This window comes from Bariatricus sp. HCP28S3_A7 (assembly GCF_052066375.1).
GTDB lineage: Bacteria > Bacillota > Clostridia > Lachnospirales > Lachnospiraceae > Allocoprococcus.
The window spans coordinates 41,226-64,369 of the sequence record NZ_JBQHSG010000005.1 but is presented as its reverse complement, the minus strand read 5'-3'; the positions used below and the strand labels follow the sequence as shown (position 1 = coordinate 64,369).

At 41.3% G+C, this 23,144-nt stretch carries 25 protein-coding genes and 1 pseudogene; 19 read left to right on the top strand and 7 right to left on the bottom strand.

All coding sequences use genetic code 11. The features are described from left to right. Positions 1 to 41: 41 nt before the first annotated feature. The 3 genes from ACTNA4_RS05145 to ACTNA4_RS05135 all read left to right on the top strand — a co-directional run bounded on the left by ACTNA4_RS05145 (position 42) and on the right by ACTNA4_RS05135 (position 6,248). Complete coding sequence (locus tag ACTNA4_RS05145) at positions 42 to 506, top strand: hypothetical protein (RefSeq protein WP_427819696.1); 465 nt, start codon at positions 42 to 44, stop codon at positions 504 to 506. Positions 507 to 569: 63 nt separating this feature from the next. After that, entirely contained in the window at positions 570 to 1,625 is a 1,056-nt protein-coding gene (gene ispG / locus ACTNA4_RS05140) for a flavodoxin-dependent (E)-4-hydroxy-3-methylbut-2-enyl-diphosphate synthase (protein WP_441028880.1), read from the top strand. A gap of 3 nt (positions 1,626 to 1,628) precedes the next feature. Continuing rightward, positions 1,629 to 6,248, top strand: coding sequence for a PolC-type DNA polymerase III (locus ACTNA4_RS05135; protein WP_427819694.1), 4,620 nt, complete (start codon positions 1,629 to 1,631; stop codon positions 6,246 to 6,248). Positions 6,249 to 6,397: 149 nt separating this feature from the next. Here the strand turns inward: ACTNA4_RS05135 and ACTNA4_RS05130 are convergent, their stop codons facing one another. Beyond that, on the bottom strand, positions 6,398 to 6,598 hold the full coding sequence (locus ACTNA4_RS05130; RefSeq protein WP_427805649.1) for a cold-shock protein: 201 nt from the start codon (positions 6,596 to 6,598) through the stop codon (positions 6,398 to 6,400). A 234-nt stretch (positions 6,599 to 6,832) separates the two neighbouring features. Between ACTNA4_RS05130 and ACTNA4_RS05125 the strand changes: the two genes are divergently transcribed. The 4 genes from ACTNA4_RS05125 to ACTNA4_RS05110 all read left to right on the top strand — a co-directional run bounded on the left by ACTNA4_RS05125 (position 6,833) and on the right by ACTNA4_RS05110 (position 10,432). Continuing rightward, on the top strand, positions 6,833 to 7,264 hold the full coding sequence (locus ACTNA4_RS05125) for an RrF2 family transcriptional regulator (protein ID WP_427805650.1): 432 nt from the start codon (positions 6,833 to 6,835) through the stop codon (positions 7,262 to 7,264). An 11-nt stretch (positions 7,265 to 7,275) separates the two neighbouring features. Continuing rightward, the gene (locus ACTNA4_RS05120; protein ID WP_427805651.1) at positions 7,276 to 7,734 is read left to right on the top strand and encodes an RrF2 family transcriptional regulator; all 459 of its coding nucleotides are present in this window, start codon (positions 7,276 to 7,278) and stop codon (positions 7,732 to 7,734) included. An 81-nt stretch (positions 7,735 to 7,815) separates the two neighbouring features. After that, positions 7,816 to 9,666, top strand: coding sequence for an ABC-F family ATP-binding cassette domain-containing protein (locus tag ACTNA4_RS05115; RefSeq protein WP_441028878.1), 1,851 nt, complete (start codon positions 7,816 to 7,818; stop codon positions 9,664 to 9,666). Positions 9,667 to 9,688: 22 nt separating this feature from the next. Then, positions 9,689 to 10,432, top strand: coding sequence for a DUF975 family protein (locus tag ACTNA4_RS05110; protein ID WP_427805653.1), 744 nt, complete (start codon positions 9,689 to 9,691; stop codon positions 10,430 to 10,432). A gap of 55 nt (positions 10,433 to 10,487) precedes the next feature. Here ACTNA4_RS05110 and ACTNA4_RS05105 read toward each other — a convergent pair. The 3 genes and pseudogenes from ACTNA4_RS05105 to ACTNA4_RS05095 form a co-directional block, all read right to left on the bottom strand. Next, a pseudogene (locus ACTNA4_RS05105) lies at positions 10,488 to 11,057 on the bottom strand (ABC transporter substrate-binding protein); the annotation flags it as partial. After that, positions 11,005 to 12,981, bottom strand: a complete 1,977-nt coding sequence (locus ACTNA4_RS05100) for a recombinase family protein (RefSeq protein WP_441028876.1) — start codon at positions 12,979 to 12,981, stop codon at positions 11,005 to 11,007. The gene ACTNA4_RS05100 and the pseudogene ACTNA4_RS05105, both read right to left, overlap by 53 nt. Before the next feature lie 22 nt (positions 12,982 to 13,003). After that, positions 13,004 to 13,177, bottom strand: coding sequence for a hypothetical protein (locus tag ACTNA4_RS05095; RefSeq protein WP_441028874.1), 174 nt, complete (start codon positions 13,175 to 13,177; stop codon positions 13,004 to 13,006). Positions 13,178 to 13,460: 283 nt separating this feature from the next. Here ACTNA4_RS05095 and ACTNA4_RS05090 point away from each other — a divergent pair, with 283 nt between their 5' ends. From ACTNA4_RS05090 to ACTNA4_RS05080, 3 genes are all read left to right on the top strand, one after another. After that, positions 13,461 to 13,889 carry a hypothetical protein gene (locus tag ACTNA4_RS05090; protein WP_441026516.1) on the top strand — a complete coding sequence of 143 codons (429 nt, stop codon included), beginning with the start codon at positions 13,461 to 13,463 and terminating at the stop codon, positions 13,887 to 13,889. A 906-nt stretch (positions 13,890 to 14,795) separates the two neighbouring features. Continuing rightward, on the top strand, positions 14,796 to 14,987 hold the full coding sequence (locus tag ACTNA4_RS05085) for a hypothetical protein (RefSeq protein ID WP_441028872.1): 192 nt from the start codon (positions 14,796 to 14,798) through the stop codon (positions 14,985 to 14,987). Further along, positions 14,984 to 15,202, top strand: coding sequence for a hypothetical protein (locus ACTNA4_RS05080; RefSeq protein ID WP_441026512.1), 219 nt, complete (start codon positions 14,984 to 14,986; stop codon positions 15,200 to 15,202). Before ACTNA4_RS05085 ends, ACTNA4_RS05080 begins: the two co-directional genes overlap by 4 nt. A gap of 149 nt (positions 15,203 to 15,351) precedes the next feature. Here ACTNA4_RS05080 and ACTNA4_RS05075 read toward each other — a convergent pair whose 3' ends face one another. The 3 genes from ACTNA4_RS05075 to ACTNA4_RS05065 form a co-directional block, all read right to left on the bottom strand. Beyond that, positions 15,352 to 15,549, bottom strand: coding sequence for a helix-turn-helix domain-containing protein (locus tag ACTNA4_RS05075; protein ID WP_441028870.1), 198 nt, complete (start codon positions 15,547 to 15,549; stop codon positions 15,352 to 15,354). An 880-nt stretch (positions 15,550 to 16,429) separates the two neighbouring features. Next, positions 16,430 to 16,855, bottom strand: a complete 426-nt coding sequence (locus ACTNA4_RS05070) for a hypothetical protein (RefSeq protein ID WP_441028868.1) — start codon at positions 16,853 to 16,855, stop codon at positions 16,430 to 16,432. A 168-nt stretch (positions 16,856 to 17,023) separates the two neighbouring features. Continuing rightward, a complete protein-coding gene (locus ACTNA4_RS05065; RefSeq protein ID WP_441028866.1) occupies positions 17,024 to 17,440 on the bottom strand; it encodes a hypothetical protein in 417 nt (138 codons plus the stop codon). Between the two features lie 151 nt (positions 17,441 to 17,591). Here ACTNA4_RS05065 and ACTNA4_RS05060 point away from each other — a divergent pair, with 151 nt between their 5' ends. From ACTNA4_RS05060 to ACTNA4_RS05020, 9 genes are all read left to right on the top strand, one after another. After that, positions 17,592 to 18,002, top strand: a complete 411-nt coding sequence (locus tag ACTNA4_RS05060; RefSeq protein ID WP_441028864.1) for a hypothetical protein — start codon at positions 17,592 to 17,594, stop codon at positions 18,000 to 18,002. An 18-nt stretch (positions 18,003 to 18,020) separates the two neighbouring features. Next, positions 18,021 to 18,563: a WYL domain-containing protein gene (locus ACTNA4_RS05055; protein ID WP_441028862.1), complete on the top strand. Its 543-nt coding sequence runs from the start codon at positions 18,021 to 18,023 to the stop codon at positions 18,561 to 18,563. After that, positions 18,560 to 18,781 (top strand): hypothetical protein, encoded by a 222-nt coding sequence (locus tag ACTNA4_RS05050; RefSeq protein ID WP_441028860.1) that lies wholly within the window; start codon positions 18,560 to 18,562, stop codon positions 18,779 to 18,781. Before ACTNA4_RS05055 ends, ACTNA4_RS05050 begins: the two co-directional genes overlap by 4 nt. 375 nt (positions 18,782 to 19,156) lie before the next feature. Beyond that, on the top strand, positions 19,157 to 19,786 hold the full coding sequence (locus ACTNA4_RS05045) for a helix-turn-helix domain-containing protein (RefSeq protein WP_441028858.1): 630 nt from the start codon (positions 19,157 to 19,159) through the stop codon (positions 19,784 to 19,786). Between the two features lie 152 nt (positions 19,787 to 19,938). Continuing rightward, entirely contained in the window at positions 19,939 to 20,607 is a 669-nt protein-coding gene (locus ACTNA4_RS05040) for a vWA domain-containing protein (RefSeq protein WP_441028856.1), read from the top strand. 3 nt (positions 20,608 to 20,610) lie between these two features. Next, the gene (locus ACTNA4_RS05035) at positions 20,611 to 21,276 is read left to right on the top strand and encodes a PIN domain-containing protein (protein WP_441028854.1); all 666 of its coding nucleotides are present in this window, start codon (positions 20,611 to 20,613) and stop codon (positions 21,274 to 21,276) included. A 33-nt stretch (positions 21,277 to 21,309) separates the two neighbouring features. Then, positions 21,310 to 22,125: a zinc-ribbon domain-containing protein gene (locus ACTNA4_RS05030; RefSeq protein WP_441028852.1), complete on the top strand. Its 816-nt coding sequence runs from the start codon at positions 21,310 to 21,312 to the stop codon at positions 22,123 to 22,125. 206 nt (positions 22,126 to 22,331) lie between these two features. Continuing rightward, a complete protein-coding gene (locus ACTNA4_RS05025; protein ID WP_441028850.1) occupies positions 22,332 to 22,553 on the top strand; it encodes a helix-turn-helix domain-containing protein in 222 nt (73 codons plus the stop codon). Next, the gene (locus tag ACTNA4_RS05020) at positions 22,553 to 23,143 is read left to right on the top strand and encodes a DUF1819 family protein (protein WP_441028848.1); all 591 of its coding nucleotides are present in this window, start codon (positions 22,553 to 22,555) and stop codon (positions 23,141 to 23,143) included. Before ACTNA4_RS05025 ends, ACTNA4_RS05020 begins: the two co-directional genes overlap by 1 nt. The last annotated feature ends 1 nt before the right edge of the window (position 23,144 follow it).

Sequence of the window (23,144 nt, the reverse complement as noted above, 5' to 3'; positions counted from 1 at the left end):
TTGATAACAAAGAAAGTCATATACAGGAGGATGATAATTCTATGCTTATTGCAGGAAATGACGAAGAAAAGAGAAACAGATTATGGAATTATGCCATGAGGGGAGCGACGATACTGATACTCATCGTGGCAGTGTTTTTCTTATATAAAGGATTCTTTGGCAATCCGCTGGAAGGAACCTGGAATCAGGAGGACAGTGATATGATTCTGGAAATCAGGGGAAAGAATCAGGCAAATCTTGTATGGGATAATCTGATCGAGAATCAGACACTGACTGTGGATATGGAGTATTCACTGGATAAATCTAACAAAGAGATCACCTTCCAGATCCATCAGGACGCTCTGGAAGCGGCTGCGAAGAAGCTGGATGGCGGTGCCTCGGCCGAGGACATTGAATCTGCCGTCAGTTCCATGCAGACCAAATTCCATTACAGTGTGGACGGAAGGGAACTGACATTGACAGAATGGGATTATGGGGATCAGATGTTCTTTACAAAAGGAAAATAACCGGCATCTGGAACGTTTGAACGTAAGATTTGAGTATATAGATTTGAGAAAGGAAGACGGAAGATGACGAGAAACGATACAAAAGTAATCCGGATCGGCAACTGCCGGATCGGAGGCGGGAATCCGGTTGCGATTCAGTCTATGACGAATACAAAGACGGAGGATGTGGATGCCACAGTGAGCCAGATTCTGGCACTGGAACGGGCAGGATGTGATATTATACGCTGTGCGGTTCCGACAATGGAGGCGGCAGAGGCTTTAAAAGAGATCAAGAAACAGATCCATATCCCGCTGGTTGCGGATATTCATTTTGATTACAGACTTGCAATCGCGGCGATCGAGAACGGTGCAGATAAGATCCGGATCAATCCGGGAAATATTGGAAGCGAGGACCGGGTAAGAGCCGTAGTTGAAAAGGCCAAAGAATACAATGTGCCGATTCGTGTGGGCGTAAACAGCGGCTCTCTGGAAAAAGAGCTGGTTGAAAAATACGGAGGCGTGACTGCGGAAGGAATCGTGGAAAGCGCATTGGACAAAGTTCATATGATTGAGCGGATGGGATATGAGAATCTGGTGGTCAGCATCAAATCTTCTGATGTCATGATGTGTGTGAAAGCACATGAACTGATTGCGAAGGAATGTCCGTACCCGCTGCATGTGGGGATTACCGAATCCGGAACGCTGATGTCCGGCAATATCAAATCCTCAGTCGGACTTGGAATTATTCTCCATGAGGGAATCGGGGACACGATCCGGGTATCTCTGACCGGAGATCCGCTGGAAGAGATCAAGAGTGCGAAGCTGATCCTTAAGACACTCGGTCTTCGTACTGGCGGGATCGAAGTGGTGTCTTGCCCGACCTGCGGAAGGACCCGGATTGATCTGATCTCTCTGGCGAATCAGGTAGAGACGATGGTGGCGGAATTTCCGCTGGATATCAAGGTTGCGGTTATGGGCTGTGTAGTAAATGGCCCGGGTGAGGCAAAAGAAGCAGATATCGGAATTGCAGGGGGGATCGGAGAAGGTCTTCTGATCAAAAAAGGCGAGATCATCAGAAAGGTGAAAGAAGAAGAGCTTCTGGATGCACTTAGAGACGAATTGGTACATTGGGGCGAATAGAGAATGACGAAATTATTTTTTGATGTATTTCCAACATTAAAACTGGATAGTGACAGCCAGGCGCTGTTTCGGGAGGTAGAGGTGACGAAAATCACCTCTACTTCTGCGAAAGACCATATTAAGGTACATATTTTCAGTACGCATCTGATTCCGAAGAAAACGGTGTATGACATCGAGCGTCAGATTGAGATGCAGCTCTTCTCGGGAATGGGGATTCCGGTGACGATTCTGGAAGAGTATCGCCTGTCGGGACTTTATACGCCGGAGAATCTGATGGAAGCGTATCGGGACAGCATTCTCTTTGAACTGGAACAGCGGAGTGTTCTGGAAAAAAACATGTTTCAGAAAGCGAAAATAGGATATGAAGGTGAGAATGTGATTCTCCTTACGCTGGCGGATACGATCGTGGCCGAGGGAAGGACAGATGCACTCTCCGCTTATCTAAAAGCTCTTTTTGAAGAAAGATTTCACGTTCCGGTGGAAATCCGGGTGGATTATGAGAAAGTCAAAGAGAGCAAATACCGCAAGTTCAATGAGATGCAGCTTCAGCAGGAAGTGGATGCGATCCTGGAACGGAACCACACCCTTCAGGCACAGCACGCAGCCGGCAAGGAGGAACATGCAGGAGACGCATCCGGAGGCGGCTCGTCCGAGAAGAAGCAGCAGACCGGGAAGAAGAAAGAGAACGAGGCAGGCAAGCAGGATACGAAGAAGCAGGAAAAGACCGAGGCAAAATCTCCGGAGCCAAAACAGGATTTTGCCGGAAAGACCGGTGGATTCAAAGGCAGCAAAGGCGGCGGAACATTCCAGAAGCGGGATTATCCGCTGAAACGTTCAGACGATCCGAATGTGATCTACGGGCGTGATTTTGATGATACGCCGATTGAATTAAAACAGGTCGTATCGGAAATGGGAGAGATTACAATTCGCGGACAGGTCATCAGTTTTGATACCCGCGAGATCCGGAATGAAAAGACGATCATCATGTTTGCGGTGACGGATTTTACCGATACGATCATGGTCAAAATGTTCACCCGGAACGATCAGCTTCCGGAGCTTCTTGCAGAGATCAAAACGGGTGTGTTCCTGAAGGTAAAAGGGGTTACTACGATTGATAAATTTGACGGGGAACTGACGATTGGCTCTGTAACAGGAATCCGTAAGGCAACAGACATCCGTGTTGGAAGAAAGGATAAATACCCGGAGAAGCGGGTGGAGCTGCACTGCCATACCAAAATGAGTGATATGGATGGAGTATCCGAGGCAACAGCGCTGGTGAAAAGAGCACATTCCTGGGGACACCCGGCCATTGCAATCACCGATCACGGAGTCGTACAGGCATTTCCGGATGCGAACCATTTCATCGAGGGGCTGGATAAAGACGATCCCTTCAAAGTCATCTACGGTGTGGAGGGATATCTGGTGGATGATCTGACCGAGATTGCCAAAGGAGCCGGAAGTCAGAGCCTGGATGATACCTATGTCGTGTTTGATATTGAGACGACCGGTTTCTCCGCAATCTCGGACCGGATTATCGAAATCGGGGCGGTGAAGGTGGAACACGGAGTCATCACGGACAAATTCAGTACCTTTGTCAATCCCGGAAGGCCGATTCCGTTTAAGATTACCGAGCTGACCAGCATCACGGACGAGATGGTCATGGATTATCCGGGCATTGAGGTGATCCTTCCGCAGTTCCTGGAATTCGTGGGCGACGCGCCTCTGGTGGCGCATAATGCCGGATTCGATGTGGGATTTATCGAACAGAACTGTCGTTATCAGGATATTGAACCGCATTTTGTGTCGGTCGATACCGTAGCACTGGCGCGTGTCCTTTTGCCGTCCCTGTCCAAATATAAGCTGGACGTGGTGGCAAAAGCGCTGGATATTTCTCTGGAAAATCATCATCGTGCGGTGGATGATGCAGGTGCGACGGCGGAGATCTTTGTAAAATTTATTGAAATGTTAAAAGAACGTGACATCACAACACTGAAAGGTGTGAACCGTTTTGGAAATCTGAATCCGGATGCGATCCGGAAGCTTCCGACGTATCATGTCATCATTCTTGCCAAAAACGATCTTGGAAGAGTGAATTTATACACGCTTGTTTCGCTGTCCCACCTGACTTATTACGGAAGACGGCCGAGAATTCCCAAAAGTGTACTAAACCAATACCGGGAAGGATTGATCGTGGGCAGTGCCTGCGAGGCCGGGGAGCTTTATCAGGCACTCCTGAATGGAAAATCCGATGAGACCATTGCGAAGATCGTGGATTTCTATGATTATTTGGAGATTCAGCCGTTGGGAAATAATGCATTTATGATCGATAGCGATAAGGTCAGTGCGATCAATTCCATGGAGGATGTCAAGGACATGAACCGGAAGATCGTTCGGCTGGGAGAACAGTTCCATAAGCCGGTCGTGGCAACCTGTGATGTGCATTTCATGGATCCGGACGATGAAGTTTACCGCCGTATCATTATGGCGGGAAAAGGTTTCTCAGACGCGGACCAGCAGGCACCTCTCTATCTTCGGACGACGGAAGAAATGCTGGAAGAATTTGCCTATCTGGGCTCCGAGAAGGCATATGAAGTGGTAATTGCAAATACGAATAAAATTGCCAATATGATTGAGAAGATCTCACCGGTGAGGCCGGACAAATGCCCGCCGGTCATTGAGAATTCCGATCAGCTTCTGACGGACATCTGTTATACTAAGGCGTACTCCATGTATGGCAATCCGCTCCCGGAAATCGTAGAAGAACGATTGAAAAGGGAGCTGCATTCCATTATTTCCAATGGATTTGCCGTTATGTATATCATTGCACAGAAACTGGTATGGAAATCAAACGAAGACGGATATCTGGTTGGTTCCCGTGGTTCCGTAGGGTCCTCTTTTGTGGCGACCATGTCCGGAATTACGGAGGTGAATCCGCTGTCCCCGCATTACTATTGCCAGAAATGTCATTACAGTGATTTCACTTCGGATGAGGTGCGAAAATATGCCGGAGGATGCGGGCACGATATGCCGGACAAGCTGTGCCCGGTCTGTGGGGAAAAGCTGATCAAAGACGGATTTGACATTCCATTTGAGACTTTCCTCGGATTTAAGGGAAACAAAGAGCCGGATATCGACTTGAACTTCTCCGGGGATTATCAGAGTAAAGCGCATAAATACACGGAAGTTATTTTTGGTCAAGGTCAGACCTTCCGTGCAGGAACGATCGCGGCCCTGGCTGATAAGACGGCGTACGGGTATGTAAAAAATTATTATGAAGAGCGGGGCGACCGCAAACGGAATTGTGAGATTGACCGAATTGTACAGGGATGCACGGGGATCCGGCGAAGTACCGGGCAGCATCCGGGAGGAATTGTTGTCCTTCCGCACGGCGAGGATATCAACTCTTTTACCCCGATTCAGCATCCGGCAAATGATATGACGACGGACATTATTACGACGCATTTTGATTACCATTCCATTGACCACAACCTGCTGAAATTAGATATTCTCGGACACGATGATCCGACGATGATCAAGACCCTGGAGGAGCTGATCAATTCCGATTCCATGGACACCGGTTATGATGGAGTGAACCGTATTTTTAAGGCGACGGATATCCCGCTTGATGATCCGGGAGTTATGTCCCTTTTTGCGGGAACTGAGGCACTGGGAATCAAACCGGAGGATATCGACGGGTGTCCGGTGGGATGCCTTGGAATTCCGGAGTTCGGAACGGATTTCGTTATTCAGATGGTCGTGGACACCAAACCCAAGACCTTATCCGATCTGATCCGTATTTCCGGACTTTCACACGGAACCGACGTGTGGCTGAATAACGCGCAGACTCTGATCGAAGAAGGAAAAGCAACGATTTCTACGGCAATCTGTACCCGAGACGACATTATGACCTACCTGATCAATAAAGGACTGGACAGTGAGGAATCCTTTACGATCATGGAACGTGTGCGTAAGGGGACTGTGGCGAAAGGAAAATGTAAAGAATGGCCGGAGTTTAAAAAAGATATGCTGGAGCATGATGTGCCGGAATGGTATATCTGGTCCTGTGAGAAAATCAAATACATGTTCCCGAAGGCACATGCGGCGGCATACGTCATGATGGCGTACCGAATCGCCTACTGTAAATTGAATTACCCGCTTGCCTATTATGCGGCTTATTTTGGTATCCGTGCGTCTGCGTTCTCTTATGAACTGATGGGGCAGGGAAAAGATAAGCTTTTATATCACATGAAAGAGTATAAGCGCCGGGCGGAATTAAATCAGCTCAGTAAAAAAGATCAGGATACACTGAAGGATATGAAAAATGTATTGGAAATGTACGCGAGAGGTTTCGAATTTTTGCCAATCGATATCTATGAATCAGCAGCAACAAAATTCAAGATCGTGGACGGAAAGCTCCTGCCTCCTTTAAACACCATTGAAGGAATGGGGGATAAAGCTGCAGAAGCTGTGGAGATTGCTTCCAAGAATGGCCCATATCTATCAAAAGACGATTTCAGACAGCGCACGAAAGTCAGCAAAACAGTCATTGATCTGATGGATGAGATGGGGCTTCTCGGAGATCTTCCGGAAACCAATCAGCTTTCACTTTTTGACTTTACATAAGCTATATTGGAGTACTTGTCTTGTCCCGAAATAAAAAAGGAATCGTATATTTTACGATTCCTTTTTTCCCTCATCTAAATTCATGTATGTCTTTTAAATATTTAAATAAAATTGCGATTTACATATATAAAAGGTACACCAAATTTTGATTACAGCTTTGTTACGTTCACTGCCTGAGGTCCCTTTTCGCCCTGGAAAATCTCAAATTCTACTTCCTGACCTTCTTCAAGGCTCTTGTATCCTTCCATGTTCAGTCCGCTGTAATGAACGAAAATATCATTACCGGCTTCGTCAGAGATGAATCCATAGCCTTTTTGGTTGTTAAACCATTTTACGGTGCCCTTGTTCATCGGTACTACCTCCATTATAGATTTGTGGATAACGAGCATCAACCGTTACCAAAGTGTATATATTCTATACTACTTTATCATGCATTTGTAAATTCGTCAATAGTTGCATGATAAATGCGCAAAAAACTATGTGATTATAACAAAAAGCAAAAAAAATTAGCGATTTTTCATTGTGTGAAAATGCATTATCCTTTACAATGATAGAAAAGAAAGAAAATTTGGAGGGAATCTTGTATGAGAATATCTACGAAAGGAATATATGCATTAGAAATAGTAGCAGACCTTGCCATGCATTCGACAGAGGATTCCTGGGAAAGCCTTAAAAATATTGCGAATCGTCGAAACCTTTCAGAAAAATATTTGGAACGTATTATGAAAGGACTGAAAGACAATGGGGTCGTTGTCAGCGTACGCGGGGCGTATGGCGGATACTGTCTTGCAAAAAATGCGGAAGAAATTACAGCATATGATGTGTTGGCAGCAGTGGAAGATGAAATGATTCCCGTATCCTGTCTCGGAGAGAAAGGGGAATGCGACAGGAATAATGGCACATGTGCTGTGCAGGAAGTGTGGCAGCAGCTCTGGGAGAGAATACAGAAGACTACAGAGAAGGTCACACTTCAGGATATTGTTGACGAAGTGGAAAAAATGAACAATGAAACGTAGAGAGGTATGTTATGAAAGTCTCTAAAAAAGCAAGATATGGGTTAAGAGCGTTAGTGGATCTGGCGGTTCACATTCAGGAATGCCCGGTGCCTCTGGTGGAGATTGCCAAGCGGCAGGAGATGTCTCTGAATTATCTGGAACAGGTATTGGGTGCATTGAGAAAAGCCGGGATCGTGAAGAGTATGAAAGGGCCAAAAGGAGGTTATTCGTTAGATAAAGAACCGAAAGAAATCACGGTAGAAGAAATATTGGCTGCAGTAGAGGGAAAATTCTGCATTGTCGAAAAAAAAGAGGAGAAAGAACTGGACGCGCTCCAGAGAGCGATCAGAAAACTGGTTTGGGATCAGATTGATGAGGATGTGATTGCCTTGCTTCAGGATATGACACTTGCCGAAATTGCGGATAAAGCAAGTGAATCTGAGAAAAAATTGAAAACGGAATCCGGTGTTGACGCGAACAGGGAAATGTGAGTATAATAAGTTAGCAATGAGAAAGAGACAAAGAGAAGAATGGCGGTGCCTTTTCCGGTATTGCCATAAGGAATATAGATTATGAATTTGCTGACTATGGAACATGTAACCAAATCCTACACAGATCGAATCCTGCTGAATGATGTCGGATTTGGAATCAATGAAAATGAGAAAATCGGTGTGATTGGAATCAACGGGATGGGGAAATCGACACTTTTGAAGGTGGCGGCACAGATAGAACCATATGATTCGGGAAAAATCAGCATGGGGAATCATGTGAAGATTTGTTACCTTCCCCAGACACCGGTTTTTGCGGAAGGAACGACGATTCTTCGGGCAGCGGTCGAGGGAAATACTGATGAGATGAATCGATGGACGATTGAGGCCGAAGCAAAATCGATGCTGAATCAGCTTGGATTCACGGATTATAATGAAAAGATCGAGCATATGTCGGGGGGACAGAAGAAGCGGGTTGCGCTGGTTCAGGCACTGCTGACGCCGGCAGACATCCTGATTCTGGATGAGCCGACCAACCACCTGGATCATGCAATGTCAGAATGGTTGGAAGAGTATCTGATACGCTTTCGGGGCGCCATTTTGATGGTGACACATGACCGCTATTTTCTGGACCGGGTGGTGAACCGGATCGTAGAGGTGGATAAAGGGAAATTGTACAGTTATCCGGGAAATTATTCGGAATTTGTGCGCCTGAAAGAAGAACGAGAAAGCATGGAACTAGCGACAGAGAGAAAGCGGAAAAGTCTGCTCAGGACGGAGCTGGAATGGCTGCATAGAGGCGCGAGAGCGCGCAGTACAAAGCAGAAAGCACATATTGACCGGATCAAAGCGATGCAGGAGATGAAGGACATTCAGGCAGAACGCCGGGTTCAGTTTGACTCGGCGGCATCCCGCATGGGAAATAAGACAATTGAATTGTCCGGAATTTCAAAGTCATATGGGGAAAGATGCCTGATTCGGGATTATTCCTATATTTTTCTGCGCAATGACCGGATTGGGATCATCGGACCGAACGGATGTGGTAAATCCACATTGCTTAAGATCATTAACGGGATCGCGAAGCCGGACAGAGGAACAGTGGAAGTGGGACAGACCATCCGCATGGGTTATTTTTCCCAGGAAAATGAATATATGGATACATCACTTAAAGTGATCGATTATATCAAAGAAGTGGGAGAATACATCACCACATCGGACGGTAAGATCACAGCTTCACAGATGCTGGAACGTTTTTTATTTGACGGAGCGATGCAGTGGTCTCCGATCGAGAAGCTTTCAGGAGGAGAAAGGCGGAGGTTGTATTTGCTGCGTATTCTGATGGGAGCACCGAATGTGCTGATTCTGGATGAGCCGACTAACGATCTGGATATTCAGACGCTCACGATTCTGGAGGATTATCTGGATCATTTTGCGGGAATTATCATTATCGTCTCACATGACCGGTATTTTCTGGATCGGACGGTGAACCGTATTTTTGCGTTTGAAGGAGACGGAGTGATCCGGCAGTCCGAAGGCGGATATTCGGATTATCTGATCCGGAAAGAGCTGGAGACCATTTCGGAAGATGAAGACGGCAGGCGTGGTGCCATTCCGAACAAGAATAATAGAGACGGCACCGGAACGACGGAAAATCAGAAACAACCCGCCAAAGACACATGGAAACAGCGTGAGAAAAAACTTAGATTTACCTATAAAGAACAGAAAGAATTCGAAACGATTGATGACGATATTGCCAGATTGGAAGCAAAAATTGAAAATCTGGACGAAGAGATTCTGAAAAATGCAACAAACTCTCTTCGCCTTGGTGAACTTGTAGCTGAGAAAGAAGGGGTGGAAGCAGAATTAGAAGAGAAGATGGAGCGCTGGGTCTATTTAAATGATCTGAATGAGCGCATACAGGAAGCGAAAGAATGATTTAGTTTAGGAGGTAACAGCTATGTGGAACAGACAGGAACTAAAAATGAGAGGGAAAATGGCGTTTAAACGCAACTATGGTGCAGCAGTTGCGGTTGCACTTCTGATGGGAATTATTTCCCTGATCTTCGGAGGCGGAAATGTCACAGAAAGACTTCAGTATTCGGATACAGTCGAGTATTCCGGTTCAGCATCTCAAAATGTGATTGAGGACTTCCTGAGTTCACCGAAAGGAATGTTGTTTGCAGGAATTGCTACATCGATCGTGCTTGTGATGGCACTGGTCGGAATGGTGCTTCAGTATCTGGTGGAAAACGTACTGATCGTCGGTGGATCACGTTTCTTCGTATTGAACCAGACCGAAAGACCGGGAGTAGGGACGATGCTCGATCCGTTCAGGTCAGGACATTACGGCAACGTTGTACTGACTATGTTTCTTAGAGACTTGTATGTGTTCCTGTGGTCACTTCTTCTCGTGGTACCGGGAATCGTGAAATCTTACGAATATAAAATGGTCCCGTACATCCTTGCCGAGAATCCGGGAATGGACAGAAAAGAAGCATTCCTGATCAGCAAACAGATGATGGAAGGCCAGAAATGGGAGGCATTTGTGCTTGATCTTTCCTTCATCGGATGGAATATTTTATCTGTATTTACATGCGGAATTCTGTCCGTGCTTTATGTAGAACCGTATTATCAGGCAACGATTGCTGAGATGTATTCATTTAATAAAATGAGAGCATATCAGCAGGGATTTATCCGATAAGTGACTGGTAGGGTGGCTGGTGGGGGATACGTCCCCATCAGCCACCTTTTACTTTTTATTTTGCAGCATTCTTGGCATATTTTGTTGTAACAAGTTTTTCATATGGTGTTCTTTCTTCCAGCTCTCCGGCACTTTGCAGGATATCCTGCAGAAGTTCGAAGCTTTCTTTTTCAAAAATCAGATTCTCTTTCCAGGTATCCTGTTCATAATAACGTCTGACGATGGCGGTGATGGTTTCAAGATCGTTCTCCTTGAATTGTGGAGCAATGACTTCGGCGATTTCTTCCGGGGTATGTGTCTGGACGTAATCCATACCTTTTTGAAGCGCATTGGTGAAACTTTGGATCACATCCGGGTTTCCTTTCATATAGCTGCTTTTTGCACTGTAGGCTGTGTAGGGAACGTAACCGGAATCTACACCGAGTGATGCTACGACATAACCGGCATTCTGCTGTTCCAGTGTGGTTGCTGCAGGTTCGAACTCGATTGTGAAGTCTCCCTGACCGCCGGAAAATGCGGCGGCGGTGGAACCGAAATCGATGCTTTGATTGATGGTCAGGTCTTTGGAAGGATCAATTCCATTTTGTTTGAGGATATACTCGAATACCATTTCCGGCATGCCACCTGCTGCCTCCATAGCAATGTAAATAATCGTCTGATAACTGCTTTGCGGTCATTTCAGCAGGCAAATCAGACACAAAATTGCAGGCAAGTGCTGTGATTTCTTCCTTTGTCTTTACGATGTTGTATGGCTTCAATGAATTATCCGTAGCTTCCAGGATTCCTTGTTCTTTCATTAGCTCGATATAGGGCATGATATTTTTCTTTGTCTTCTTGATTCCAAGCGCTGTTATGTGTTCCGCAAGATATTTCGCAGATGTAAAATGCCGTTCTTCCTCAGCAATCAGTTTCATGACAACAGCAATGATCGTATTCTCACGGCGGTTCAGCTCGATAGCAGGACTGTAATCAATCAGATTGGATAAGCCGTATTTTAATGTAATCTCCGGAAGGCCATTTTCATCTACCTCAATACGCTCAATGAGCAGTTCAATATCTCTTCGGTCAAGATTTCCTCCTGCGATGATCTTATCTACAACATCCAGAGCATTTCTAAGTTTATCCTTCACATCCGGAGTTTCTAAAACTGTTGCATTCAGATCGCTTAACTTTTTTTCCAATCCACGGATTTGTGATAATAAATCATTCTGCAAGGAATCGTAAGTTTCTTTAATCAGATCTTCATTTCCGGCAGAGATTGCCATATCTTTTACTTTTTGAGTAAGAAGCACTTTGAGCTGATTTTTTCGTTCGTTGATGTCTGCTTGAAGATCCAGTTTCTTTTCTTCTATTGTTTTCTTCTCTGATTCAAAATCCTTCAAGTCATAGCTGGCGATTACTTCACATAAGGCATTCCGACACAGCTTGATATAGGCTAAAACATCCTCCATCAGATCCGCTTCTTCAATCAAATGAGCTTTCGAACAATAGCGTCTTCCCTTTGTGTTGTAGGTAGTGCAGATATAATATTTTCGCTCTCTGGCAGAAGTCTGGCGTTTGATCGGAGTCAGGCGGCACCCGCAGTCTTTGCAAAAAAGACAACTTCCAAATGGATTTGGAATCTCAGATCCAATCCACTCACCACGGCTGCCGCGGTAATTTGTTCTGTTACGTTTTTCTTTTAATTCCTGTACGAGTGAAAATGTTGCCCGATCAATGATTGCCGGATGATGATTTTTAAAGATGCATTGCTCCTCTTTGGGAACTCGTTTATCTTTCCCGTGCACGGTATTTCTTGCACGCTTCCTTAGACGAAATGTGCCCATGTAAAAATCATTATCCAGAATTTCTTTTACCATTCCATCTGTCCAAGTTGAAACAACTTTACGTTTCGATAACCGCCCTTCTTCAAGCTCCCGTTCCCGCTGTACCATGGATGGCGTGGGTATTCCCTGATCGGTCAAATAGTTCGCAATTTTGCGGTATCCAGATCCGGAAATATAAAGATCGTAAATCCGTTTGATTTCTTCTGCTTCTTTTGGAACAATTTCCAGTATTGTTTTGTCCTTTGGATTACGTCTGTATCCGAAGGGTGGTCGAGTAATCAAAGTACCTTCTTTCTGTCTGGCACCGATGGCACGTTTAATCTTTTTACTGGTATCCTTTACATAACGTTCATTGAACCATGTCTTTATACCGATGGTATCGTCATTAGAGTCCATGGAATCGTAATTATCATCGATAACGATCAGATGCTTTCCACGTTCCTGAAATTCGTCCAGAAGCAAAAGAACCTTTGCATTATGGCGGCCTAAACGTGAAAAATCTTTGACGTATACAGTATCAATTTCTTTATCCAGATCCGCCATCATTTGCTGAAAGCCCGGTCTGTCAAAGATGTAGCCAGAAACCCCGTCGTCTTCATACCACCGATCAATGACAGTATCATGATCGGCAGCATATTGATTGATGATTAGTTTCTGGTTTTCTATCGAGACGTAGTTTTTTTTGTCATCGTCTCTGGAGAGTCGAACGTAACCTGCGTTCATTGATACACTTCCTTTCTGATGATTAGATATGGTTTTTGATTAGAGATTTTAATCCGTCATGGATATTTTTCTCGCTGCTTCCATCAAGAAATACAACCACTCGAAATCCCAAATTCAAAAACAGTACCTTTGCTTCTTCAAATTCTTGCTGTGACGAAAAATCATTCCGCCAGAGGTAATAGGTTGGTTTATTCATAATCTGTTTTCCCCTATTTTTTCTAAATGTATGAAACGATAGCACTATGTGTGCATGTCTTAGTGGTTCCATTAATGAATATGGAATTTTTGATTTGGTGAAGAAGAGAAGGGAATTCTTCTTGTTTTTGAATTTGTATTATAAGTATACACGAATAACGAAGAGTTTTGGTTTCATGAGATGTAACTTATATATAAATTGACGTCACTGCTATTTTTCCTTTGGAGAAAAAATAGGAGATTCTAAAAATGTTATTGTATATGAAAGAAAGGAGGTGAAATGCATGAAAAGCAGTAAAAAACTATTTAATAAAGTAACAACTAGAAAACCGGAAAGAACGAAAGGAGTAATGCTTATGAAAAAGAATTTTAGAAACGATTATCTGTCTGAGAGAAGTATAAGTAGTAGTTTTACAAACGATTTACTTAAGAACGAAATGAAAGAAAGATTGCATGAAGAGATTATAAAAATGAATTCTTCATGTGATAAGTCCTATACACACGCGTATATTCCATGGCGCGAATTTGACGGACTTTTAGTCGAATGCGAGAGGTGCGAAAAATTAGATTGTGAACGCAATGGTGGAGAAGCATTTGGTTTTAAGGTTTACTATATGCGAGGCGGTCAGGAATACGACGTTTGTACCATTGGGCTTATTTACGATGAAAGAAATGCATATGAAGCAGATTATTTGATTGATATGTACATTTAGATTATCTGTTTGCAAAACATAAGATAGGGACTGTAGTCGAAAAAGAGGAAGATGTTTGCTTTTTAGGCAGCATCTTTCTCTTTTTCGATTATTGGCGTGAAAATGTGGCGGGTATTATTTCTCGGTTGTGTGGAAAAACATTTGTTCCGGGAATTCCCATTTTGCACATATATGATAGAAAAAGAGGTTTATAGAAAAAGTATATTCTGAAGCAAAATTGAGTTGTAAGGTAATCTATGTAGAAAATGGTCATTTGTCGTATAGATTTTTCAAGAATTACACACATACTTTTTATGTTCTAAGTTTTGAAATGATTTTTGATTTATTTTAATCTAAAACTGAATTTAAACGTTATTAAAAAAACAAATTCCGTAATAAGTTATACGGAATTTGTTTTTAACGAGAAAATAAACACATTATAAATTTAAACTATCAAATGAAATTCACGTGTGAAAAATGTTTGATTTTGTCTAAAAAATCCACTTGATTTAATCAGAATCAATGAATTGCACATTCCGAATAAACGGAATGTCATTTTCGCATAAGCGGTGTATTCGGAATGCATCACCCGTGTGCTTTATTGTGAGCGGAAGCAGCCTATGCCATTGCTTGCTTGATTACCATAAACTGCAAATAGATTCTGGGGTCAATGGGGCATATTAGCGCCGACTTTAGTCCTTGCCATTGAAGCCTGAAGACATTTGTAGTAGTACATACACCGCCTGAGTAAAAGTAGCGGACCGAGTCATCAAAAGGTTTACACTGTTTGGGCGAAATTTGCAATGAATATACAACCATAATAGAAAAAGCTATTGCACATTATAGCATATCGCTTCTACAATACAAATTGAAAGCATAAAGCAGGAATAAAGAAAAAGATACTCACATATAGCTGGGAACTTGATTGTGAAAATAAAGAAAAAATACTCACATATAGCTGGGAACTTGATTGTGAAAATAAAGAAAAAAATACTCACATATAGTTGGGAACTTGTTTATGAAAATAAAGAAAAAAGATACCCAGATATAGCTGGGAACTTGGTTGTGGAAATAAAGAAAAAAAGATACTCAAATAGAGATGGGAATTCTATCTTGTGAATAGAGAAAAAGGATACCCCAGATATAGCTGGGAACTTGATTACGGAAATAAAGAAAAAAGATACTCACATATAGCTGGGAACTTGATTGTGAAAATAAAGAAAAAAATACTCACATATAGCTGGGAACTTGTTTATGAAAATAAAGAAAAAAAGATACTCAAATATAGATGGGAATTTTATTTTGTGAATAAAGATAAAGGTACCCATATGTAGTTGGGAAGCTTATAATCGGCTAAGAATGATTATTATGATACTCATCAAAAAACGAAAGAAATAAAAAGGTCGAGTATTGAGAAAAAAGAGGTCTAGAAAATGCTTATTATTTCTATTTAAAAATAAAAACATTTCATAAAAGGAATGCCTTATTTTTTGTCTACTCTTCCAAGTAAATAATCTGCAGAGACTTCGTATAAATCACAAAGTGCCACAATATATTCCAATGGAATAGGTCGCTTGTCAGATTCATATTGAGAGTATGTATTCTGTGCGACACCTAAATATTTGGCAACATATTCTTGTGTGTAGTCATTATCCTGCCGTAGGTCACCGCATTCGTTCATGGTATTTCATTGTTAATCACCTCACAATACAAAAATAAAGTATGTAAGGCTTGTATATTGAAAAAATATCTCAATACGAGATAAAATTTTAGATGAGGCATATGTATGACAGATATTATTAAAAGTTCCCATATAAAGAAGGGATATATGATCCCCAAAAGAAATCCCATGTATAGATGGGAAAATGCCCAAAGTATAGATGGTAAAATTGTGTTTTGAAAATAAATATTCCCACGTAAAGCTGAGGAAATAATCTGTGTTTTCAGATTTAGTTTTCTAGTATTTATGATTAGATTTAGCTGTTAAATCTCTTAATGAATCTGGTTTGTCAGTATATCTTAATACAATATAGCGTATCATATAGCGGTTTTTCGATTCTTGATTTATTTTAATCTGATAATTAATTTAAACAATTTTCAAAAACCAAATTGCGTAATAAGTTATACGCAATTTGGTTTTGATGTGAACGAAAGATACAATATGAATATAATCTAAACATGAATTCTACAAGCAGATGAATTCAAAATAACATATAGTTTTCAGTACAGTTTCTTTTATAATTTCTTCTTGAATACAATTTAGCTAAAAGCGCGGCTGTCGGATTTGGCATAGTATGCGAGTCTGGCGTAGATTAAAATGTATTCAATGCAATGCGCACGAGGGAAAACGTATACGTAGTTTTTAGCAATTTCCTTGATTTCATCAGGTGTTGGTAAATCAAAGAACTGCTATTGATATTTTCCGCATGAGTTTGCGTGTCCTTTTCGGAGTTTTTCTGATGCGTCAAATGCCAAAGTACGTTCTGTTCCCAATTTAATCATGTGATCGAAAAAGTCCTCTCTTGTAAAACATGGGTATTTTTTAAAGGAATCTGTAGAAATCATTTTATAAAATTTACCCAAGTCAATGTAGTTATAATTTCCCTCTTGCCATGAGAAAGAATTGTGTGAGCTGGAGTCGAAAGCAACCATATCTTTATATTATAGGTTTTCGGTTTGAATTCGTGGAACAACATTCTGGAATTACTGTTTGGAATGGCAGTGTTATAAATATTACTCCACGTAATTTCTCGAAGTTCTTTGGTGCGAAGATCATTGGCATAGATGCCTGTTGCCCGTTGCAACTGAATCAGATCATCCAAGTATTCCAATGGAAATAATTTGATTGATTTTAGCATGTGTTCTTCTAATTCCCAACTTCCGCCGGTGATACATGCTTCTCCGTTTTCCAAATAGGAAATCAAATCAGAATAATCCTGAATTGTATTGCCGGAAGGTAAAATGGCGTATCCGGATAATTCAATCATCCGGATGCGGTACACTGGAACCGGGATCAAGTTGAAATACTCTCTAGGGAACAATTTCGTTATCCGGATATACAGACTGTAAAACTCGTCGTGCGAATGGAAGAAATTCGGAATTTACATTATATTCAAAAGAAATATATTTTTTTCCGTTATTTCCCCAAACGCTTTCTATCGGCAAATTATAACCATCTGCCAGAATATCAGCATTGCAATGCGGACATTTTTTTCGAGGAAGATCAATACCAAATAAATTCGTATCCACTGCTTCGTAATATTCACATTCTGTACAGTAGTAATGTGGATGTAGCGGATTATAAAACTATTGTTTCCCAAAAGAAAATACAGGATGGATCCGGCCAGAGTTCCGCGTGCATTCATGATTGTTGAATTTTTTTTGGTTTCATCAGAAAGCCGGCGAAATATTTCAAAATCATCGATAAGATTGGAATGCTCTAAGAATGAAAGCTCTCTGACATATCGGGATTGAATATCTTCCGGTATTCCTTTTGGGTAAAGTTTTTTGAGTTTGTCCTGGCATGTGTTTTTGATGTTTTGAAAGGCATTGTTAATTGCAGGTAAATTCATAGTTTTCTTCTCCGTTTACGTGATGCTGATAATATAGCACATAGGAAAAACCATTCGTGTTCCAGACACTGTACCAAAAATGGTACAGCGAAGAGTTAATTAATGTGAAAAGAGCAAGTATAATGTAAAAAACGAGTGGAGTGTACGAGAGATGATTGCCCAAAAAGCGACGATATTGTGTTTGTGTGAAATATTAAAGAAATATTCAGATGAGAATCATATTTTATCAGCAGAGAAGATAAGAGAGAAGTTAAAAATAATCTACGATGTCGATATGGAAAGAAGAGCAACTTACAGAAATATTGAGGCGCTTCGAAGCTTGGGAATTGAAATTGAAGGCTATCAAGACAACAGAGAGGGATATTACCTGATTGACCGGGAGTTTGAATTATCTGAAGTAAGATTGCTGTGTGATGCGGTTGCAGCTTCTGATATGATTAAAGAGGAGGCCGGAAAAGTAATCATTAAAAAGCTGATAGATTCGCAGAGCATTTTTCAGGAAAGAATGCTTCAAAAGACGGTGTTTGTAAAATCTGAGAAGAAGATAATCAGTAAGCATTAAATTTATAATATAGATGCTTTGAATGTGGCGATTAATCAAGGATGTAAAGTGAGTGTACGACTATTGGAGTATGGTGAAGATCGGAAACTTGTAGAGGTTCAAGACGGTAATATTGTTTTTAGTCCATACGTGACGATTTGGGCGGAAGGAAACTATTACATTTTGGCAAAACGTGAACATTTTAATCATTTGGAACATTTTAGAATTGACCATATGAAAGATATCGTTATCTTGGAACGAGGCGTTGACATGATTTTTGGAGGACTAAATCTAGGACAGTACGCAGAACAATATATTTTTCAGCGTGGAGAGACGAAGGAAAAGTATGAGATTGATTGTGGATTAAATCTATGGCAGGAAATTGCAGAAGAATTCGGAAACGATGCGACGGTTTCGAGAAAGAATTGCGAAAGTATGACCGTAAGGATTCGAGCTATTCCATCTGTTATGCGAAGATGGATCATGGCTCATGTTAACCAGTGTGAAGTAATAGGACCGAAACGAATTCGGGATGAAATCCAGACGGAGATTATGGAGGCATATAAGAAATATTGTATGTGATGCTGTTGGAGACATGTACTTTATTGAAACCAGGACTATTAAATAAAAATAGCAGAAAGAATGTAAAAGCAATTAATCAGAATCTGGATTTTGTGGTGAAAGGGAAATTGCCCACTAATGAATTAATTAAAATGCAATTTGATAGTATCAGAATTCTAATTGATTATTGTGAAAAATTGGCACTTGAGGGGGAAAGTGCAATTCAAACTATTGATTAAGGACGTTGATTTACTGGACTAATTTCCCTCTCAGGCATATGGAAATCAGCTCTGTGTTTTTTTACCATAGGGTTGTGTGTGTTCTGTGCTTTCCGGCATCATTATAACAGTATCATGTAATTGATAATATATTGATTTATTTTAATGCCAAACTGGATTTTTAAAATTTGAAAAAAATGAATTCCGTAATAAGTTATACGGAATTTATTTTTTATACGAAAAAACATCCATTACGAATATAATCTTTTAATTTTTAAAATGTCGCCTGATATGCGACCGGGAGAGAGCAGATACCTGATAGATTTGTGAGTATAGAATTAAAGCCAAATTTGGTTTATAATGAGAACATGAAATAGTAAGGCAGGTATAAAGTATATGGCAAACAAAGAATTGATTGAAGAAGTTGGAAAGTACATAGACAAATACTACGAGCCAGGGACAGATGATATTAGGATGGATGAAGAAATGAAATCCATTTTTGATAAAATAACAAGCTTCCGGAAAAAAAGAAAGGAACAGAAGAAGCAGGAAGCACCTGCTGACTATGAGACAGATATGTCTGCTCCAGCAGAATTTGATGTGGGCAGCATGAAAAAAACAAAGATTACCAAAGAAATGTCGCAGACAATGGCGACGAACCGGAACATAGATGATCTGATGAATCAGATGGAAGAGACATTTTCTCAGCGTCTTCTTCGTATGATTGATGAGAGGGGATTGACAGATTCTGAAGTTTATACAAAAGCCTATGTTGACCGGAGACATTTTTCAAAGATCCGGAAAGATATCAACTACGCACCAAATAAGAAAACAGTGCTGGCTTTTACAATAGCATTGGAGTTATCCCTGGATGAAGCAAAGGATTTGCTTCGCAGTGCCGGATTTGCATTATCCAGAAGTTCCAAAACAGATATTATAGTGGCATATTTTTTGCAGAATAAAATCTATGATATGTTTGAGATCAATGATGTACTGTACGCTTATGGGCAGCCGGTATTTGGTTAAGTGAAAAGGAAAGGCGAAATTCCAATGTCGCCTGGTATGCGACCAACTCAGTTGGTTCTGTATATAAAATGTGATTATAACGATTTAGAGAGGTAATCCCGCAAGGGGATGCCACAATGACCTGAATAACAGGACAAGAAAGGAGTAATCACATGAATACAGGATTAACTGAGTTGGTTTTTATTTTGGACAGAAGTGGTTCTATGGGAGGACTGGAGAGCGATACAATCGGTGGATTTAATGGAATGATTGAGAGACAGAAGTCTGAAGGTAAGCAAGTGAATGTGACAACCGTGCTGTTTGATGATCAGGTGGAGATCATTCATGATCGGTTTCCGATTGAGATTATCGAGCCTTTGACAGAAAAAGAATACTATGTCCGGGGTTGTACGGCACTTCTGGATGCAGTGGGGGCAGCGATTGAAAAGATTGATAATGTTCAGAAACATCTTCCGGAAACACACAAAGCCGGAAAAGTCATTTTTGTTATTACTACCGATGGATTGGAAAATTCCAGTGAGAATTTTACATATGAACAGATCAGGAGAATAATCAGTGCAAAAAAAGAGTGTGGATGGGAATTCTTATTCCTTGGTGCCAATATTGATGCAGGGAAAGAGGCAGAAAAGATTGGTATTGCCCGTAACCGTTCTGTGACATATGAAAATGACCCGGAAGGTGTTGCTATCAATTTTAAGGCCGTGGGCAGAGCAGTGTCAAAAGCAGTACAGGCTGAAAGCATGGAAGAAGTATTTGATGGTAACTGGTCAGAGGAAATTGTAGAGTATAAGAAAAACAGCCGTGGCAGAAAGAGAGGGTAGAATATGTATTTTCTGGTGGATTTTGAAAATGTAAGAAGTGGCGGACTACGGGGTGTGGACTATCTGGAAGAAACTGATTATCTTACAATATTCTTCAGTAATGCTGCCCACAGCTGTGAGAGCAGATACCTGGAAGATATTGAAAGATCGGGCTGCCATTTCGATACATGTAAACTGAAAAATACGGGAAAGAATGGCTTAGACTTTTATATTGCATCGAGGGTGGGGGAGTTTTATGGTACCGGTCATACAGAACGAGTCGCAATCATCAGTAAAGATCAGGGGTACAAGGCAGTGCGTGATTATTGGGATGCGAGGTTGCCATCCAATAATAAGATTATAATTTCACCATCTGTTGAAAGAAGTTTGATAGCCAGCAATGACAATAGCAACAGGGTAAAACGATTAAAGGAAAAACTGGCAGGAGTAGATATTGATGTGTTTCAGGCAAGATATGAGGAGCGGATGAGATTACAGGAGATTTTGAGACAAATCTTTTGTGGAACAGATTATGCCAGTAAAATGCCGGAAATCCAGAATATGATGGAAACGGCTAAGACCCCGAAAATCATTTACCTGAATTCTCTGCACCGGTTTGGAAAAAAACAGGGGCTTGAGATATACAGACGGATAAAACCAGTGTTACATCAAAATGTTGCACAGGCATAATCATAAGAATAAATTACACGGAGGAAAAAGATTATGGCAATGATGGCGTGCCCGAATTGTGGCGAACAGGTATCAGATAAGGCGAAAAAATGTGTGCATTGTGGAGCAGTTCTGATATCGGAAGAAAAAAGATACTGTCAGGAATGTGGAGCTGAATTGGATGCTGAGGCAGATGTATGTCCGAAATGTGGATGCCCTGTAGACGATGCGAAAGAAAGTGAAACAGTACCCCAACAGGTGGAAGTAACAGGCGTAAAGATAGCGAAAAAATCAAAGAAAACAATAGCGATTGCGGCTGTAGTAGTATTAATTGTTGCTTTGATTGCAGTGGCTGTTGTACAGGGACAAAAGAAAAAAGAGGCAGCGGAAGCAGCAAAAAGAATGGAAGAATATTCGGCAAATCTGGAACTTGTAACGTATTCCATGCTATCCGGAGCTGGTGATGCGGAAACTTGTGGAAATCTGATAAAAAAAGTCTGGTATAACGCAATTTATGAAGAACGAGATGATTCGACTGATAAATATACCAGACCAAAAGGTTATTTTGTATCGGATTTTAATGATGCATTACAGAATTTATATTCCGATTCTTCTTTTAGTCTCCAGATAAGTGGCATTGAGGATAATCAGGATACAGTAAATTCACTGATGAAGAAGTTGAAAAATCCACCGGATGAATATGAGGATGCGTATGAAGCGGTTACGGAGTTGTACGATGCGTATCTCACGTTGACAAATCTGGCAACAGATCCTTCCGGCAGTCTGCAGACATTTTCCTCTAATTTCAATGATGCAGATTCAGAGGCACTGAAGTGTTTTAATGCAGTAAAAATGTATCTGGAGGATTAGGCAAACGAGGATAAATAAGGATCATTTAAGAATCCGACTTATCAAATTCCATGTTTGAGAAATCGAAGTTTCCATTTGTGATTATGTTGAAGAAAATGACCTTGTATGGTATGATAATTAAGATTGGAAGAGTTAGAACGGAAAATTGGATATGACTTCCAAAAGATTGAGAAACATAGGACTATTATATCAAAGAGGGAAAACATATGGCAGTATCATACAACGGACTTTGGAAGCTGTTGATTGACAAAAATATGAAAAAAATTGATTTGATGAACCGTGTAGAGATCAGCAGCAGTACAGTTGCAAAGATGACAAATGGGGAATTTGTTTCGTTAAAGGTTCTGGAAAAGATCTGTGCGGAGCTGAACTGTGATTTTGGAGACATTGTCCATTATGAAAAAGAAGAAAAGGATGGTGGGCAGTAGTGGAATACAGTGCAGGGCTTACATCAAAATTGTTCTGGCTTCAGGAATCCAGAAAGACTTCAGGATATATTCTGAAAGGATTCAGTAAATCAGATATTCGGAAGATTGCCTGGGAGGAGAACATCTATCAGGTGAAAGCAGAATATCGTGCATATGAAGTTCTGAATGGAACATACCGGAGAGTATCCGCCTTACCGGAAGCAGTGCTGCAGGCATTCATTACTTGTGATGTGGAAACTGCTAAGATTCTGAATTTGATAGCAATCCTAATGGACAGCAGACTATTCTTTGAATTCCTTCATGAGGTTTATGCTGAAAAGATTCGATTGGGAGAAAAAGAAATTACAGATCGTGATCTGAATGTATTCTTTGCTGATAAAGCCATGCAGAGCGATGTGGTGGCAGGATGGACGGATACAGCAGTACGGAAGTTGAAACAGTGTTTCACCAGAATGATGTTTGAGGCTGGATTGTTGGAAAGCAGTGCGAAACCAAGAACCATCAAGCCGATTCATATTGACTATCGGACAGAAGAGTTACTGACTGAAAATGGACTTGGAGAATACTTAAAGGCAGTGAAGGGAGTCTAGG

Coding starts and splice junctions, on each gene's coding strand:
- ACTNA4_RS05030 (WP_441028852.1), top strand. CDS start 21,310: ATGGCAATGATGGCGTGCCCGAATTGTGGCGAACAGGTATCAGATAAG.
- ACTNA4_RS05060 (WP_441028864.1), top strand. CDS start 17,592: ATGATTGCCCAAAAAGCGACGATATTGTGTTTGTGTGAAATATTAAAG.
- ACTNA4_RS05145 (WP_427819696.1), top strand. CDS start 42: ATGCTTATTGCAGGAAATGACGAAGAAAAGAGAAACAGATTATGGAAT.
- ACTNA4_RS05025 (WP_441028850.1), top strand. CDS start 22,332: ATGGCAGTATCATACAACGGACTTTGGAAGCTGTTGATTGACAAAAAT.
- ACTNA4_RS05125 (WP_427805650.1), top strand. CDS start 6,833: ATGAGAATATCTACGAAAGGAATATATGCATTAGAAATAGTAGCAGAC.
- ispG (WP_441028880.1), top strand. CDS start 570: ATGACGAGAAACGATACAAAAGTAATCCGGATCGGCAACTGCCGGATC.
- ACTNA4_RS05045 (WP_441028858.1), top strand. CDS start 19,157: ATGGCAAACAAAGAATTGATTGAAGAAGTTGGAAAGTACATAGACAAA.
- ACTNA4_RS05120 (WP_427805651.1), top strand. CDS start 7,276: ATGAAAGTCTCTAAAAAAGCAAGATATGGGTTAAGAGCGTTAGTGGAT.
- ACTNA4_RS05040 (WP_441028856.1), top strand. CDS start 19,939: ATGAATACAGGATTAACTGAGTTGGTTTTTATTTTGGACAGAAGTGGT.
- ACTNA4_RS05070 (WP_441028868.1), bottom strand. CDS start 16,855: ATGATTGAATTATCCGGATACGCCATTTTACCTTCCGGCAATACAATT.
- ACTNA4_RS05100 (WP_441028876.1), bottom strand. CDS start 12,981: ATGAACGCAGGTTACGTTCGACTCTCCAGAGACGATGACAAAAAAAAC.
- ACTNA4_RS05090 (WP_441026516.1), top strand. CDS start 13,461: ATGAAAAGCAGTAAAAAACTATTTAATAAAGTAACAACTAGAAAACCG.
- ACTNA4_RS05135 (WP_427819694.1), top strand. CDS start 1,629: ATGACGAAATTATTTTTTGATGTATTTCCAACATTAAAACTGGATAGT.
- ACTNA4_RS05065 (WP_441028866.1), bottom strand. CDS start 17,440: ATGAATTTACCTGCAATTAACAATGCCTTTCAAAACATCAAAAACACA.
- ACTNA4_RS05110 (WP_427805653.1), top strand. CDS start 9,689: ATGTGGAACAGACAGGAACTAAAAATGAGAGGGAAAATGGCGTTTAAA.
- ACTNA4_RS05095 (WP_441028874.1), bottom strand. CDS start 13,177: ATGAATAAACCAACCTATTACCTCTGGCGGAATGATTTTTCGTCACAG.
- ACTNA4_RS05035 (WP_441028854.1), top strand. CDS start 20,611: ATGTATTTTCTGGTGGATTTTGAAAATGTAAGAAGTGGCGGACTACGG.
- ACTNA4_RS05130 (WP_427805649.1), bottom strand. CDS start 6,598: ATGAACAAGGGCACCGTAAAATGGTTTAACAACCAAAAAGGCTATGGA.
- ACTNA4_RS05075 (WP_441028870.1), bottom strand. CDS start 15,549: ATGAACGAATGCGGTGACCTACGGCAGGATAATGACTACACACAAGAA.
- ACTNA4_RS05115 (WP_441028878.1), top strand. CDS start 7,816: ATGAATTTGCTGACTATGGAACATGTAACCAAATCCTACACAGATCGA.